15 protein-coding genes are annotated in these 15,073 nt (G+C 65.3%); 13 read left to right on the forward strand and 2 right to left on the reverse strand.

Annotated features, from left to right (window positions below):
• Positions 1-46 precede the first annotated feature (46 nt).
• Positions 47-1,534 (reverse strand): glucan biosynthesis protein, encoded by a 1,488-nt coding sequence (locus SPBM01_RS20955; RefSeq protein WP_188065875.1) that lies wholly within the window; start codon positions 1,532-1,534, stop codon positions 47-49.
• A gap of 321 nt (positions 1,535-1,855) precedes the next feature.
• The gene (locus tag SPBM01_RS20960; protein ID WP_188063365.1) at positions 1,856-2,671 is read right to left on the reverse strand and encodes a flagellin; all 816 of its coding nucleotides are present in this window, start codon (positions 2,669-2,671) and stop codon (positions 1,856-1,858) included.
• Positions 2,672-3,014: 343 nt separating this feature from the next.
• On the opposite strand from SPBM01_RS20960, the gene SPBM01_RS20965 reads away from it, so the two are divergent.
• From SPBM01_RS20965 to fliP, 13 genes are all read left to right on the forward strand, one after another.
• Positions 3,015-4,292: a sigma 54-interacting transcriptional regulator gene (locus SPBM01_RS20965; RefSeq protein WP_188063366.1), complete on the forward strand. Its 1,278-nt coding sequence runs from the start codon at positions 3,015-3,017 to the stop codon at positions 4,290-4,292.
• A gap of 16 nt (positions 4,293-4,308) precedes the next feature.
• Positions 4,309-4,668, forward strand: a complete 360-nt coding sequence (gene fliE / locus SPBM01_RS20970; protein WP_188063367.1) for a flagellar hook-basal body complex protein FliE — start codon at positions 4,309-4,311, stop codon at positions 4,666-4,668.
• Between the two features lie 3 nt (positions 4,669-4,671).
• Positions 4,672-6,405, forward strand: a complete 1,734-nt coding sequence (gene fliF / locus SPBM01_RS20975) for a flagellar basal-body MS-ring/collar protein FliF (RefSeq protein WP_188063368.1) — start codon at positions 4,672-4,674, stop codon at positions 6,403-6,405.
• Positions 6,398-7,414 carry a flagellar motor switch protein FliG gene (gene fliG, locus SPBM01_RS20980; protein WP_188063369.1) on the forward strand — a complete coding sequence of 339 codons (1,017 nt, stop codon included), beginning with the start codon at positions 6,398-6,400 and terminating at the stop codon, positions 7,412-7,414. The genes fliF and fliG overlap by 8 nt, the downstream gene beginning before the upstream one ends.
• The gene (locus SPBM01_RS20985) at positions 7,401-8,045 is read left to right on the forward strand and encodes a FliH/SctL family protein (protein ID WP_188063370.1); all 645 of its coding nucleotides are present in this window, start codon (positions 7,401-7,403) and stop codon (positions 8,043-8,045) included. Before fliG ends, SPBM01_RS20985 begins: the two co-directional genes overlap by 14 nt.
• On the forward strand, positions 8,042-9,370 hold the full coding sequence (locus tag SPBM01_RS20990; protein WP_188063371.1) for a FliI/YscN family ATPase: 1,329 nt from the start codon (positions 8,042-8,044) through the stop codon (positions 9,368-9,370). Before SPBM01_RS20985 ends, SPBM01_RS20990 begins: the two co-directional genes overlap by 4 nt.
• On the forward strand, positions 9,367-9,792 hold the full coding sequence (locus SPBM01_RS20995) for a hypothetical protein (protein ID WP_188063372.1): 426 nt from the start codon (positions 9,367-9,369) through the stop codon (positions 9,790-9,792). Before SPBM01_RS20990 ends, SPBM01_RS20995 begins: the two co-directional genes overlap by 4 nt.
• Before the next feature lies 1 nt (position 9,793).
• The gene (locus SPBM01_RS21000) at positions 9,794-11,866 is read left to right on the forward strand and encodes a hypothetical protein (RefSeq protein WP_223177754.1); all 2,073 of its coding nucleotides are present in this window, start codon (positions 9,794-9,796) and stop codon (positions 11,864-11,866) included.
• A gap of 26 nt (positions 11,867-11,892) precedes the next feature.
• On the forward strand, positions 11,893-12,519 hold the full coding sequence (gene fliL / locus SPBM01_RS21005) for a flagellar basal body-associated protein FliL (RefSeq protein WP_188063374.1): 627 nt from the start codon (positions 11,893-11,895) through the stop codon (positions 12,517-12,519).
• 52 nt (positions 12,520-12,571) lie between these two features.
• Complete coding sequence (locus tag SPBM01_RS21010; protein WP_188065876.1) at positions 12,572-13,456, forward strand: flagellar motor switch protein FliM; 885 nt, start codon at positions 12,572-12,574, stop codon at positions 13,454-13,456.
• Entirely contained in the window at positions 13,453-13,788 is a 336-nt protein-coding gene (gene fliN / locus SPBM01_RS21015) for a flagellar motor switch protein FliN (protein ID WP_188063375.1), read from the forward strand. Before SPBM01_RS21010 ends, fliN begins: the two co-directional genes overlap by 4 nt.
• Before the next feature lie 88 nt (positions 13,789-13,876).
• Positions 13,877-14,140, forward strand: a complete 264-nt coding sequence (locus tag SPBM01_RS21020) for a FliO/MopB family protein (RefSeq protein ID WP_188063376.1) — start codon at positions 13,877-13,879, stop codon at positions 14,138-14,140.
• Positions 14,124-14,948 (forward strand): flagellar type III secretion system pore protein FliP, encoded by an 825-nt coding sequence (fliP, locus tag SPBM01_RS21025; protein WP_262504284.1) that lies wholly within the window; start codon positions 14,124-14,126, stop codon positions 14,946-14,948. Before SPBM01_RS21020 ends, fliP begins: the two co-directional genes overlap by 17 nt.
• The last annotated feature ends 125 nt before the right edge of the window (positions 14,949-15,073 follow it).

Genomic DNA, 15,073 nt, shown 5'->3' on the forward strand with positions numbered 1-15,073 from the left:
TGATTGACCCGATTATCAGAACCTGTGGCGACGCCGCCGGTTCCCTTCACACGCCCATCGGATAATGCACATATTCGCTCAAAGCGCGAGCGCCCGCCCGTAATTGCACCCGAATATCCGCCGACTTGCCCTCCTCAAGCTTTATGTCGAGGACGACGCGATACAGGTGATCGCGCCCCAGCACCGGATAACCCGCCGTCTTGACGATCGCCCAGCCGCTGCTGTCGGTCCAGATGTCGGGCTTCCCGTTCGGCAGCGGCCCGGCAAAATCCACCACCAGCCGCTCGATCCCCGGCTGGTCGCCCCGCCCACGCCAGATATTGTCGACGATGGCCATGTCGCTGCCCGCTGGCGTCTTTGCCGCCGACCAGTCGAGCCGATAGTCCAGGTCGATCCGCGCGCCGGGGCGGGGCGGGGCATCGGGGGTCCAATAGGCCGCAACATTGTCGGTATATTCGCTGTCGGTCGGAAAAGTGTAGAGCCGAACTTGCCCTGCGCCGAATGGCTTGGCCGGGGTGGCCCATAAAGATGGCCGCCGGTCGTAAAACACGCCATCATCCTGATAATGGGTAAAATCCCGGTCGCGCTGGATCAGGCCGAACCCCTTGGGATCCCGCTCGACAAAGCGGCTGACCAGCGGTCGTGCCGGGTTCACGATCGGGCGGGCATGGGCCGTCCCGTTCGCACTGGCGATCGACAGCATATCGCTGTCATGGATTTCGGGCCGCCAGTCTGTGCCTGTTCCCCGGTTGGCCTGATCGTACCAGAACATGCTGGTCATCGGCATCAGGCCCAATTCGGGGATCGCCCGGCGCGGAAACAGAGCGGCGGTCACATCCTGCCGCACCCCATCGGGTCCAAGGCTACTGACGAACCGAAACGCCCCGCTGATCGACGCCCCATCCAGCAGCGCGTGGATCGTCACGCTGCTATTGCCGGTCCGCTCCAGCCAGAAATGGGTGAAGCGGGGAAACTCCTCCCGCCCCGGCAAACTCGTGTTGATCGCGATCGCGCGCGCCGACAGGCCGAACTGCTTGCTCGCGCCGGGCGCCCGGAAATAGCTGGCCCCCAGAAACGACAGCCAGTCGCCGTCCCGCGCCGCGTTCATGATGCGAAAGCCCGCAAAACCGGCGTCGGCTGGCAGCGCCTTGACCGGATTGCCGGACGGGGCATCGAACATGGCGGGGTCGTAACGCAGCGGGATCGCGCGTCCCTTGTCCACCAGCGCGATCTGCACCGGCTGGGCGGCGTTGCGACTGAGCGGAAACAGGCGAATACCCGTATCGCCGGGCAAGTCGCCCCAGATCGTCGCTTCGTCGCGAAAGCGCGCTTCGTGCAGCGCCATATAATCGACGGCCTGCGCACCGGGATGCAGCGGCGTTTCGACAAAGGGCGCCCGCGCCATCCGCTGCGCCTGCGCAACCAGCCGCTGCCACGAAAAAGGCGCGCCGGGCGTCTGGGCCAAAAGGCGGGAGGGCAGCAGCAGCGCCGCGCCGGTGGCGGCGATCATCGCGCGCCGGTCGATAGGGTTCATGGCCTTCATCATGATAGGCATAACCGGCAAAGCCAAGACCGTATCCCTCAAAACACATATTCGCGTCGCACCGGCCCGCTCCCCACTCGGTTACCCCATGGCAATATCCTGTGGGTGGCCGGGTGGGGGAACGGGCCGGTGCGGACTTCAACCGTAAAACGCGATGAAGCCCCCGTCCGGGGGGACGAGGGCTTCACTAAAGCTGGCCGTTCTGATCGAAGATGTCTCCCCCGGCGCGGTGGGGACTGTTGATGCGCCGGGGGCGACATGGACGGTTGCAAGGTGACCAATACCTCAACCGCCCAATCGGGTAGTCCTGACTTAGCCGATCAGCTTCAGCACGCCCTGCTGGCTCTGGTTGGCCTGTGCCAGCATCGCGGTCGACGCCTGGCTCAGGATCTGCTGCTTGGCGAGCGCGGTCGTTTCGGTCGAAAAATCGGCGTCTTCGATGCGGCTGCGGGCGTCGGTCAGGTTCGTGATGTTGTTGGTCAGGTTATTGACCGTCGATTCCAGGCGGTTCTGCACCGCACCAAGGTTGGCGCGGGTGGTTGCAACAGCGGCCAGCGCATCGTCGAAGGTCGTCAGGTCAGCGGTCGTCGCGGCGGTGGCGTCGACGGCCAGGGCGGCAGTGACGTCGGCATTGCCGGCCACGTCGTCCAGGGTAATCGTTACAGCGTCGGCAGCGTTGGCACCGGCCTGGATGTTCACCGTGGCGGTCGAACCGTCGAACAGCTTGGTGCCGTTGAATTCGGTGTTGGCCAGCGTGTCGGTGATCTGGGTCTGAAGCTGCGTCATTTCAGCCTGGATGTTTGCCTGGGCATCCGTGTCGTTGGTGCCGTTCAGCGTCTGGACGGTCAATTCACGCATACGCTGCAACATGTTGCTGACTTCGCCGAGCGCGCCTTCCGCCGTCTGCGCCAGGCTCATGCCGTCGTTGGCGTTACGGACGCCCTGGGTCATGCCCCGGATCTGCGACGTCATGCTCGAAGCGATGGCCAGGCCAGCGGCGTCGTCCTTGGCGCTGTTGATGCGCTTGCCGGTCGACAGGCGTTCCATCGCGGTGCTCAGACCCCGGCTGGCCATCGAAGAAGCGTTGGCGGAGCGCAGAGCGGCGGTGTTGGTTCCGATAACAGTCATGGTGTTCCCTTTCTATCCAATATCAGGTCGCTGCCATCCGTCGGAGCGTCTGCGGCCTCGAAAGGGGATAACGGCGGGATGCGCCGGGCTTTTAGGGGCCATGTCGTTTTTTCTGCATTTTTCGTCTTTTGCCGGTGCGAACGCCCCTCTCTCGCGCGCGCGTAGAGTATGAAGTGGTTCCGCCCTGGCCCGGACTTGCCGCCTTGCGGAAAAAAATTGCCGGTCAGCGGCAAGCGAAGGCGGCAATTAACCATTTGCTAACCATGGAAGCGCACATTGTGGTCATCGAAGAAGGCCGGGGCGCACGGGGGTGCAAGTCGGCCAGTCATTTTGGGGACATCACATGTCATCGCTCGATATGAGCCGTGGAGTTTGCGCGTTGGTGCCGGGTTTGCAGCACTGGCTGGAAAACGCGCTGTTCGCCGTCCGGGTCGTGGACGCCGCTGCCCCGCGTGAACGCGACAGCCGCCGCGTGCTGCTGGCGACCGAAATCGGCCACGCTACCCATCGCGATATTCTCATCACTCTGGTCGATGGCGCACCCTCGCTGGTCGCGGCGGCCAATGGCCTGCCCGCCCGCGTCGCATTCGGCCTGGAAGATATGGGCTTTGCCTTTGCGCTGATCGCCGAACTGGCCCGTCCCGCCGCCATCCCCGCCGTCGGCGACGCCGCCAGCGTCCGGCTGATGACGCTGGCCGGGCGAGTCGCGCGCAGCGATGCCACTGTCCTTATTCAGGGCGACACCGGCACCGGCAAGGAAGGCATGGCACGCTTCCTTCATGCCCAGTCGGGCCGCACCGCCCATGACTTCATTGCCGTCAATTGCGCCGCGCTGCCTGAAACCATGATGGAAGCGATGCTGTTCGGGCATAGGAAGGGCAGCTTCACCGGCGCGGCCAATGCGTCCGAAGGGCTGTTTCTGGCTGCCGACGGCGGCACATTGTTCCTCGACGAAATCGCCGAACTGCCGCTGACCTTGCAGGCAAAGCTGCTGCGCGCGCTTCAGGAAGGCGAAGTGCTGCCCGTGGGCGCGACCCATGCGGTGCCGGTCAATGTCCGCGTCATCGCCGCGTGCAACCGCAACCTGGCGGTCGAATGTGCCGCCGGGCGCTTCCGCGAAGATCTCTACTGGCGGCTCAACGTCATGCCGCTCGAACTGCGCCCGCTGGCCGAACGCGGCGGCGACATCAGCGCGATCGCCGCGTCGATGCTGCTGCGCCATCAGGACGGCGGTCGCCAAGGCTTCGTCTGGCCCACTGCCGCTGCGATCGACAAGCTGGCCGCCCATGGCTGGCCCGGCAATGCCCGCGAACTGGGCAATGTGCTGCAACGCGCACTGGTGCTGCGCGACGGCGCGCGGATCGAGGCGGACGACCTGCATCTGACCGGCGCGCCGACTGGCAACGTCCAGCCGCTGCGCGTCGTCGCCTCGCCGCTGGCGCGGGTCCAGTCCGAACCCGTCCGCCTGCGCGACGTGGCCCGCCATTCCAAGCTGGAGGCGATCCGCATTGCGCTCCGCGAAACCGACGGTCATCGCGCCGCCGCTGCCGCAAAGCTGGGTATTTCAGAACGCACGCTGCGCTATCGGCTCGCCGAAATGCGTGAGCTGGCTGCGGCATAAGGGGGGAGCATAGGATATGACCGGCATTTCCCCCACCGACAGCGTGATGGCGATCCGCAACGCCATCCTGCAAAAAAACGCGGCCCTGCGCGACGTTGCATCGACCGGCCCGGCCGGTGGCGCTCCCGGCGCGAACGGCATCGCAGGCACCGCGCCCGGCGACTTTACCAAGGCGCTGAGCAACGCGCTGCAACAGGTCAACGGCCTTCAGGACAAGGCAGGAGAAGCGTCTGCCGCGTTCGAACGGGGCGAAACCACGGACATCGCTGCCGTCATGCTGGCCAAACAGCAAGCCTCGGTAGGCTTCGAAGCGACCCTTCAGGTGCGCAACAAACTTCTGTCCGCCTATAAGGACATTATGAGTATGCCGGTCTAAATCATGAGCGACAACGCACTCACCATCGATGGCGGCGCAGCTGCCCGGCCCAACCTCCCGGCTGCTGCTGGCAACGCCAAAGGCGTGGACGCGCTCAAGGCGCGCTTCACCGGCTTCATCAAACAGCCTGCGGTGGCCAAAAGCCTGCCGCTGCTCGGCCTGCTCGGCACCGTGGCGATTGCCGGGGCTGCATGGCTGGCGCTGCGCGAACCGCCCCAGCGCGACCTGTTCCGTGGCCTGCCCGACACCGACAAATCGGCCGTCGCGCAGATACTGGACCAGAATGGCATCCCTTATGGCTTCGACTCCTCCGGCGCGATGACCGTGGGGGAGGGCGATTATTTCAAGGCCAAGATGATGCTCGCCGCGCAAGGGCTGCCCAAAAGCGCACCCGACGGCAACAGCATGATCGACAGCCTGCCGATGGGCGCCAGCCGCGCGGTCGAGGGCGAGAAATTGCGTTCCGCCCGCGAAATGGACCTTGCCCGCACGATCGAGGCGATCGACAGCGTCGAAACCGCCAAGGTGCATCTGGCCGTCGAAGCGCCCAGCGTATTCCTGCGCGACCGGGCCAAGCCATCGGCATCAGTGATGCTGCGCCTGTCGCAGGGCCGCAGCCTGACCGACGCGCAGGTCAGCGCCATCGTCCATCTGGTGGCATCGTCCATCCCCGAACTGTCGCCCGACCAGATTTCGGTCGTGGACCAGAATGGCCGCCTCATCAGCAACAACGACAGCGACAGCACCGACGATCGCCAATTGGCGGTCCAGACCAAGATCGAGGATCGCTATCGCCAGTCGGTCGTCGCGCTGCTCACGCCCATTCTGGGCGCGGACAATTTCTCGACCGAAGTGCGCGCCGAACTCAATTTCGCCGAACGGCAGGCCACGCGCGAAACCTATCCGCAGGACGAAGCGCGGCTGCGCACCGAACAAGGCACCTGGGCGTCCGACCCGCGTGGACAAGGCACTGGCGAGGCAGGGGGCATCCCCGGCGCACTCAGCAATCAGGCGCCCGTCAACCCGACCGTGACTCAGACCAACCCCAACGGGCAGGCCGTGCAACAGGGTCAGACTGCCGCACAAACCCCCGGCACTCCGCCCAACCCGCTGCTCAAGACCGAAGAGACGTTCAACCGCAGCTTCGAACTGGGCCGTGAAGTGTCCGTCACCCGCGACGCCATCGGCACGGTCAAGCGCCTGTCGGTTGCCGTCGCGCTCGACAACGCGCCCGATGGCAAGGCCCGCACGCCGCAGGAAATCGCCGCGCTCGAAGCCCTCGTCAAAGGCGCGATCGGCTTCGATCAGGCCCGTGGCGACGTGGTCGCGCTCTCGTCGCGCAGCTTCCTCAAAGCCGAAGAAGTCAAGCCGCTCTGGTATGAAGCCGAATGGGTATCGCCGCTGGTCCGCAATGTCTCGGCGCTCCTTGTCGCGCTGCTGGTCATCTTCGGCATCGGTCGCCCGCTGCTCAAGCGTCGCGCCGCCGCGCAGGAAAGCGCCGCTGCCGAAACCGTCGAAACGGAACAGAAGATCGGCCGCGAAATTTCCGGCGAACTGACCAAGCAGGCAATCGAAGCGCCCGATCCGGCCAAGCCGATCACGCTCGACATGATTTCCTCCACCTATGACTATGCCCAGCGCGCCGACCTCATCCGCAACTTCGTGAAGCAGGATCCCGACCGCGCTGCCCTTGTCGTCCGCGACCTCCTGAAGGAGGGGAAGAAGGAAAATGCCTGAGATCGTCCCCGGTCGGCCCGAAGCGCTCAAGGGCAGCGCCGCCGCCGCCGTCCTCCTGATGCTGTTCGATGAAGATGAAGCCGCGCAGATCCTCGCCCGTCTCGAACCCGAAGAAGTGCGCCAGCTTGGCTATGCCATGTATGATGTTGCCGATGTCGACCCGGAAGAAGTCAACGAAGCGCTCGACCATTTCGTCAACAAGGCCAAGAAGCGCACCACCATCGGCTATGGCGCAACTCGCCATATTCGCGGCGCGATGACCAAGGCATTGGGCGAGGAACGGGCCGAAACCATCCTGGCGCGCATCACTCCGCCGACCCGCTCGACCCAGCTTGAAATGCTCAAATGGATGGATGCCAAGGAAATCGCGGCGCTGATCGAAGCGGAACATCCGCAGATCATGGCGATTGTGCTGGCCCATCTCGAAGCGCCCGTGGCCGCCGACGTGCTGCAATTGCTGCCGGTCGAATATCAGGAAGAAATCGTCTACCGCATCGCCACGCTCGGCCCGGTGTCGAACGAAGCGCTCGATGACCTGGAACAGCTTTTGATGCGCGGCCCGGCGAAGAAGCAGGGCGCAGCCTCGCAACGCGGCGGCACGGTCGAAGCAGCGGCGATCATGAACAATGTCCGCAAGGATAATGAACAGCGGATCATGAAGGCCGTCGCCAAGCGCGACAAGATGATTGCCCAGACGATCGAGGAGGAGATGTTCGTTTTCGACAACCTCATCGACATGGACGACAAGAATCTGGGTGCCTTGATGCGCACCGTGGACAGCGCCGTGCTGGTCGTTGCGCTCAAGGGCGTGAACGACATGCTCAAGGGCAAGATTTTCAGCTGCATGTCCGCCCGCGCGGCGCAGGCGATCGCCGACGAGATCGAGGAACGCGGCCCCATCCGTCTGGCCGAAGTCATCGACGCGCAGAAACTCATCATCGCCACCGCCCGCCGCATGGCGGACGCCGGCACCATCATGCTGGGTGGCAAGGGGAATGACTTTGTCTAAATTTTGGGCGGCAGAAGTCGCGCAGGACGTCGCGCCTGTATCCATGGCGGGCGTGCGTCAGGTCGAAAGCGGCGGTTTCCGCAGCCTCTACACCGCCCATCCCGGCGCGCAGACGGCCACGATCCGCGCCGCCATGATGGACGAGCCGGAAAGCGATCCGATCGAGGACGCGCGGATGGAAGCCTTCACCATGGGCTTTGACGAAGGCTGCCGCATCACCGCCGAAACGCACAAGGCCGACGCCGACATCCGCGCCCAACTGGCCGAATCCCTCAAATTGCTCGCCCCCGCGCCCAGCGGCATGTTGTCCACCATGTTGTCGGCCACGGTCGTGCGGCTGGTGGAACAGATTGTCGGCGAAGTCGAAATCGACATCGAACGCCTGCTCCAGCGCTGCGAAACCGTCGCGGCCTTTATCGAGGATAATGATGAGAAGGGCGCGCTGCACCTGCATCCCGACGACATCGTCATGCTGGAAGGCGAAGAAATCGGCGTGAAGCTGATCGCGGACAAAAGCCTGCATCGCGGCTGCGTGCGGCTGGAAACGGCCGATGGCTGGGTGGAGGATGGCCCGGACGTGCGCCTGTCCCGCCTGCGCGCGATGATCGACGATATGGAGGGGAAAGCGTGATCGGCGCGTCTCTCGCTCAGGCCGAAAGCCTGTTCGACCATTTGCAGGTGCAAAACCGCGCCCCCCGCCATGTCGGCCGTCTGGTCAGCCATGATGCAGGGATGCTCGAAGTCACCGGATTTCGCCGCCCGATCGGCGCCAGCGCCCGCGTCATCGCCAGCGACGGCACCATCGCCCGCGCCGAAGTCGTCGGCTTTCGCGGCGGGCGCACCATCATGGTCCCGCTCGACAGCGACGCCCCGCTGGAAAATGGCGCGCGCGTCGAACCGGATAGTCAGGCGAACATGGTGCAGGTCGGCGAAGGGCTGATCGGTCGCGTCGTTGACGCCATGGGCCAGCCGCTCGACCGCAAGGGACCAATCATCGCAGGCGGCGTCTGGCCATTGAACGGGGTCAAGGGCAACGTCCTCGACCGGGGCCGCGTCACCGAACCCTTTGACCTTGGCGTCCGCGCCGTCAACGCGCTGCTCACCGCCGGGCGTGGCCAGCGTATCGCCATCATCGCTGGCTCCGGCGTCGGCAAATCGGTGCTGATGGGCCAGATGATCGCCGGGGCCGAAGCCGACATCGTCGTCGTCGGCCTGATCGGCGAACGCGGCCGCGAAGTCAGCGACTTCCTCGAAACCAAACTCAAGCACACGATGCACAAGAGCATCGTCGTCGCTGTCCCTGCCGATCATCCCCCGGTGCTGCGCCTGCGCGCCGCCGCCCGTGCCACCGCCATCGCCGAATATTTCCGCGCCCGTGGCAAGAAGGTGCTGCTGCTGATCGACAGCCTGACCCGCTGCGCCCATGCCCAGCGCGAAATCGGCCTGGCCCTTGGCGAACCGCCCGCAATGAAGGGCTATCCGCCCTCGGCCCTCGCGCTCATCCCGCGCCTGGTCGAACGCGCGGGCGTTGACGCCCGCACCGGCGGCTCGATCACGGCGCTCTACACTGTGCTGGCCGATGGCGACGACACCGACGATCCAATCGTGGACGCCGCCCGCGCCATTGTGGACGGCCATTTCGTCCTGTCCCGGCACCTGTCGGAACAATCCATCTTTCCCGCCATCGACGTCGGCAAATCCCTCTCGCGCGTCATGGCCGACGTGGTGCCGGACGATCATCGCATGGCGGCGGCCAATTATCGCCGGCTATGGGCCGCCTATGAGGAAAATCGCGATCTCATCCTGATGGGTGCCTACCGCCCCGGCAATGATCCGGTGATCGATGAAGCGGTCCAGCGTCGTCAGGAAATTCTCGACTTCATTCGGCAGGATCAGAAAAGCCGGATCGACATCGACACCAGCGCCGACGCGCTCATCGCCGGGTTCGGCGCATGAAGGGGCTGGTCACGCGCCGCCAGCGCGTGCTGCGCGTGCGCCATGTCCAGCACGCCATGGCCGTGGCCGACGCGGCCCATGCGCGGGACGAAGCGGACGGCCTTGCCCGCAATGTCGATCGCCTGCGCAAGGTGCGCGGCGAATTGTTCGAGACGGAAGGGGCGGCCACCGGCGCGTCCTTTGCCGCGATGCAGGAACTGGCCACCCGGCTGGAACAGGCGGGGCGTCAGCTCGACGGCGCGCTTTATGATGCCCGGCGCAAGGTAGCGGCCAAGGAAGGCGTGACGCTGGCCGCCAACCGCGAAAAGGAAATTGCCACCCGCCTCAAGGACCGCGCCCGCGCGACTCTGGAAGAATGGCGCGAAACCAAGCTGGCGGCGCTGCCGCGCTATCGCCGGATTCAACGCAATGGGGATGTCTGACATGAATATGCTGTCCAATATCAAAGCGTTGCTATTCGCGACGCCGGGTGCTTCGACGGGCAAAGGGGCGGGCATATCGCCCGTCCCGGCCCCGTTCGATTTCGCCAAACTGATGAACGTGGCGGCCCCGGTTTCGAGCGCTGTCATGCCGACGCCGGGCGCAACGACCCCCTTGCCGAGTGCAACGACCCCAGTGCCGGGCATGGCGACCGCGCTGCCGGACTCTGTGCCAACGACGCCATCTGCGCTGCCGACCGACGCCCTGCCTATGGACGCACCGGACAGGCCCGCTACGGATCAGCCCGCCATGACACAGCCCGCCGACCTGCCAGCGGCCCAGCCCGATGACCTGTCGCAATTTTCGCTCCTGCGCCCGCTGCCTGTGGAAACCTCCGCGCCGCCCGTGAAGCTGCCGATCGATGCAGGTGATGACCCGGTGGCAACGGCCCAGCCCGCGCCATCACCTGCCGCTGCGCCGCTGCCAGCCCCGGTCGCGGCTGACAGCCCGCCCGCCATGGCCGGGGTCGCCCCGCCGCCAGTCGCACCCATCCCCATGGCCGCCGAAAGGACGACAGCGCAGGAGGCCGCCAGCCCCGCGCCCGTCGCAAATCTGCCATCGCCCGCTGACACAGCGATCGCCGCGCCCATGGCCGCTGCGCCGGTCATGGCCAGCGAAACAGACGGCGAAACAGACATAGTAACAAACGTTACAGTTTCGTCGGACATCGCCGAGTCTATGTCCATCTCGCTGTCTACAAACAGCGCGCCCGAACCTGTCCCAGCACCCGTCCCATCGCCCGACCCGGCCCTCGTCGCGGCGCTGGTTCCAATGCCACTCGCGCCGCCTGCGCAAGCCCCCGCTGCGCCGGTCGAATCCGCTATTCCGGCTCATCCCGTTCGCGCCGCGCCGCAACCCGAAACGCCTCTCCGCCAGGAACCAGCGACCCCCGATCGCCCGGCGTTGGAAGACGCGGTCAAACCGGCCGACGATCTGCCACCGCCCGCGCCGCTCCCCGACGCCAGCCTTGTCGCCGCCCTCATGCCGCCCATCAGCGCCGCGCCAGCGCCAGCGCTAGAGCCTGCGCCCGCGTCCGTTGCAGCGCCCCTGACGGCAGCGCCCGTTGCCCGCTTCATGCCCACCCCGCCGACGCCCCAGGCGCCCACCGGAACGGAACCACAGCCCATCCCGGCCGCCTCCTTGCCTGCCGCCACGCCGCTACCAGCCGCAGCCCAAACTCCCGTTCAGCCATCCGTCCAACCCGCTGCCACAAGCCCGGCCCCAAACCCGGCCCAAAACCCGGCAAGGGCCGAAGCCGTGGCGCTGCTGCAACTGGCGCGCGATCATCTGGCGGGCCGCGTCGCGTCCCGGCCTAAGGCGGACGGCGTCTCGCCTGTCCGCGCCACTTCCGTCACCGACATCGCAACGCCACTCTCCATTGCGTCGCCCGTTGACAGTGTGGTGACGCCATCGGTCATTGCCCCGACCATTCAGCCCGCCACCATGGCCCCGCTCGCGCCTGCCGCCCCGGTGATCGACCTGTCCGCCAGCCTTGGCGCGCAGATGGTCGATATGGGCGTGTCGGGCCAGTGGATCGACTCTCTGGCCCGCGACATTGCGGGCCTGTCGGCCAATGGCGCACAGGGCCGCTTCAACCTTACCACAAGCCAGCTTGGCGCAATTCAGGTCGACCTGCGTCAGGGCGACGCAGGCATGGCGATCAGCCTGACCGTGGAAACGCAGGCCGCCGAAGCGGCGTTGCGGCAGGACAGCGACCGGCTGCGCCTCGACGCGGGACTGGCCGCCCTGCGCATCAGCGACGTAAAGATCGAACGCGCCCCCGTCGCCACCGATCCGGCCCGTTCCGAAACGACGGGGCAGCAGCCTTCGAACCAGCAGCAACAGGGCCAGGGCGCAGGCCAAGGCCTGGGGCAGGGCGCACCGCAACAACAGGGCCGATGGCAGGCGCGCGAAAATTTTGCGGCCACCCATAAAGCCTCCGGCGACGCGGCCGTTATTAACCATGGACCATCGGGCGATGCGCCGGGCGAACCCGTTCGCGCGCGCTATGCCTGACCCGCGCTATCCTGGGGGACTGACCGATGAGTGAAGAGCCGAAGGCCAAGAAGAAAAAAGGCGGGGGCATGAAGATGATCCTGCTGATCGTCGTGGCCATGGTCGTGGGCGGCGCTGGCGCGGCAGGCGGACTATATGCCGCCGGTTTCTTCAGCCCCAAGGAGGAAGGGCCAAAGGAAGACCCCAACAAGCCCGTTCTGGTGCTGGCCGGGGAAAGCGCCGAAGAGATCGCCAAGGCCCATGCCGTCCCGCATGGCGACGCAGCCGCCGCAGCGGCGCATGGCAGCGCGCATGGCAAGGGCATCGACCTGCCCACGCCTGCCAACCCCACGGCCTATCAGGCGACCTATTTCCAGCTTCAGCAACCCTTCACGTCGAACATGTCGGACACCGACGCCTTTGCCCAGATTTCGATCGCGGTATCGACCTATTACGACCTGCGCGTGATCGACGCGATCAAGACGCATGAGATGGCGATCCGCAGTCAGGTGCTGATGATGCTCGCGCAACAGCCGCAGGAGTCATTGTTGACGCCGGAAGGCAAGCGGGCGCTTCAGGGCAGGATAAAAGGCATAATCAACGATATTTTGAAGCAAAAGACGGGTTTTGGCGGGGTCGATAACGTTTACTTTACCAATTTCGTTATTCAATAGCACTGCCCAGAAAGGCCGGGAAGTCCCCCGGTCCGCAGGGCAGGGGACTATGATGGACGACGTTCAGACCTACGCCTTCGGGCGGGGGGAATCGCAGGCACCGGTGATGCTGTCCGGTCTGGACCGGCTGGGCGACAAGCTTGGCCGGCGCATCCGTGCCTTGGTGGAGCCGATCTGCGGCGTGCGCCCCCATGTGGAATCGCGCGACGCCCAGTTGATGGAATTTTCCGCCTGGTCGGACGATGTGCCAGCCTTCGCCAGCATCTCGGTCTATCGCCTGCTCCCGCTCAAGGGGCAGGTGCTGCTGCGCATGGACGCGGCGATGATTTCCACGCTGGTCGATTGTTTCTACGGCGGCATCGGCAACCGCCCGCTGCCCCCGCGCGGCGAATTTACCCCGACAGAGGACCGGCTGATCGCCCGCCTGTCGGAATCCATCATCGCTCGCCTGACCGAAAGCTGGGCCGACATCCTGCCGCTCGATGCGGGGCTTGTCGTGCGCGAAACCGGTGTGGGCTTTGCCGCCGCCGCGCAACCGGGCGACCAGATGGTGGTGCAGCGTTTCATGGTCACCATCACCCGCGACCAGTCCTGGCCGATCGACCTTGTCTTTCCCCTGTCCGCCCTGCGCGCCGTCGAACCGCTGATGGGGTCGAAAATGCCCGCCGATGCGGATCAGGCCGACCCGGTGTGGCAGGCGCGCATCGCCCGCCGGATGCGCGACATCCGCTTGCCCGCCCGCACCGTGCTTGCCCGCCCCAATCTTTCGCTGGCGGAGCTGATGCAGCTCAAGACCGGCGACATCATCCCCGTGACGATCGGCCGCTCGCTGCCGCTGATCGTCGGCAACCGCATCGTCGCCCATGGCACGATCGGCGAACAGGACGGCCGCGCCGCCTTCCAGATTGAAAAACTCGTACAAGGACCAGATCAATGAGCGACATGAGCGAAGCCCCCCGCATGGAGCGTGGCGAAGACCCGGTCGGCCGCATGACCAACAACCATCATTTCAAGCTGCTGGCCGACATCCCGGTCCGCATGTCGGTGGAGGTCGGCTCCACTTCGCTGCGTCTGGCCGAAGTCATGGACCTGGCCGAAGGCAGCATCGTGGAACTGGACCGTCAGGCCGACGACCTGCTCGACATCATGGTCAATGGCGCGCTGATCGCCAAGGGTGAGGTCGTGACGGTCAATGGCCGCTATGGCATCCGCATCATCGACATTGCGGCCACCGAAACCCGTCTGGCGGGTATCGAACGGCGCGGCTGAACGCAGAACCCATTTTTGCGCTTGCCTTGGCGGTAGAAACTGCGGATCGCTGGCGCCAGGTTAACCATAATGCGCGGGCGGCTCGATCATGTTCTGGTATTTCGTCAAATTGCTGATCCTGCTGCCGCTGGTGGGTGCCATGGCCTTTGGTGCGCTATGGCTGTGGCGCAAATATCAGCCCGGCATGATGGGCAATCAGGGCGAACGTTCGCTCAAGCTGCTCGAAGCGCTGCCCATGGGCGCGTTCGGCAAGCTGGCCGTGGTGGAATTTGAGGGCAAGAAGATCCTGCTGTCGGTCACGCGCGGCCGGATCGAAAAGATCGCGGAAGGCGACCATGCCCGCCTGCGCTGAACCCTTGTCCGGGCGAAACGTCAGGCCATGGATCTCCGCTGCTGCGGGAATAGCCATCCTGATCCTGCTGGCCCTGCTATGGATCCAGCCCGCCTTTGCGCAGGCCGCTCCCGCCGCGCCGGTGGACAATGGCGGCGCGCTGACTCGCGCCATGGGCCAGATTTCGGGCGACGGCCGCCCGCTCTCGCTCAGCTTGCAAATCCTCGTCCTCATGAGCCTGCTGACGGTGCTGCCGTCGCTGGTGCTGATGATGACCAGCTTCACTCGCATCATCATCGTCCTGTCGCTGCTGCGGCAGGCGCTGGGCCTGCAACAGACGCCGCCCAATCAGGTGCTGGTGGGCCTCGCCCTCTTCCTGTCGCTGTTCGTGATGCGCCCGGCGATCGACCAGATCAACGGGCAGGCGTTCGACCCCTATGGCCGGGGCCAGATCAATATCGAGGAAGCGGTCGGTCGTTCGGCCAAGGTGCTGCATGGTTTCATGACCAAGCAGACCCGCGAAAGCGACCTCAAACTGTTCGCCGGGCTGGCCAAGGCACCCGCCTTCGCCACGCCTGCCGACATTCCCTTCACCATCCTGCTGCCTGCCTTTGTCACCAGCGAACTCAAGACCGCCTTCCAGATCGGCTTCATGATCTTCCTGCCCTTCCTCATCATCGACCTTGTTGTCGCGTCCACGCTGATGGCGCTGGGCATGATGATGCTGTCGCCCACGATCATTTCGATGCCGTTCAAGCTGTTGCTGTTCGTGCTGGTCGACGGCTGGGCGCTGACCATGGGCAGCCTCGCCGGGTCGTTCGCGACATGACGGCCCGATCCCCTGTTCCGTTCGGGCTGAGCCTGTCGAAGCCTTCAGCCGAGCGGAGCGAGGCGGAACAGCACCCTTCGCTTCGCTCAGGCGCACCCCTCGACTTCGCTCAGGGCGAACGGGTA

It is taken from the genome of Sphingobium sp. KCTC 72723 (assembly GCF_014280435.1).
Classification (GTDB): Bacteria; Pseudomonadota; Alphaproteobacteria; order Sphingomonadales; family Sphingomonadaceae; genus Sphingobium.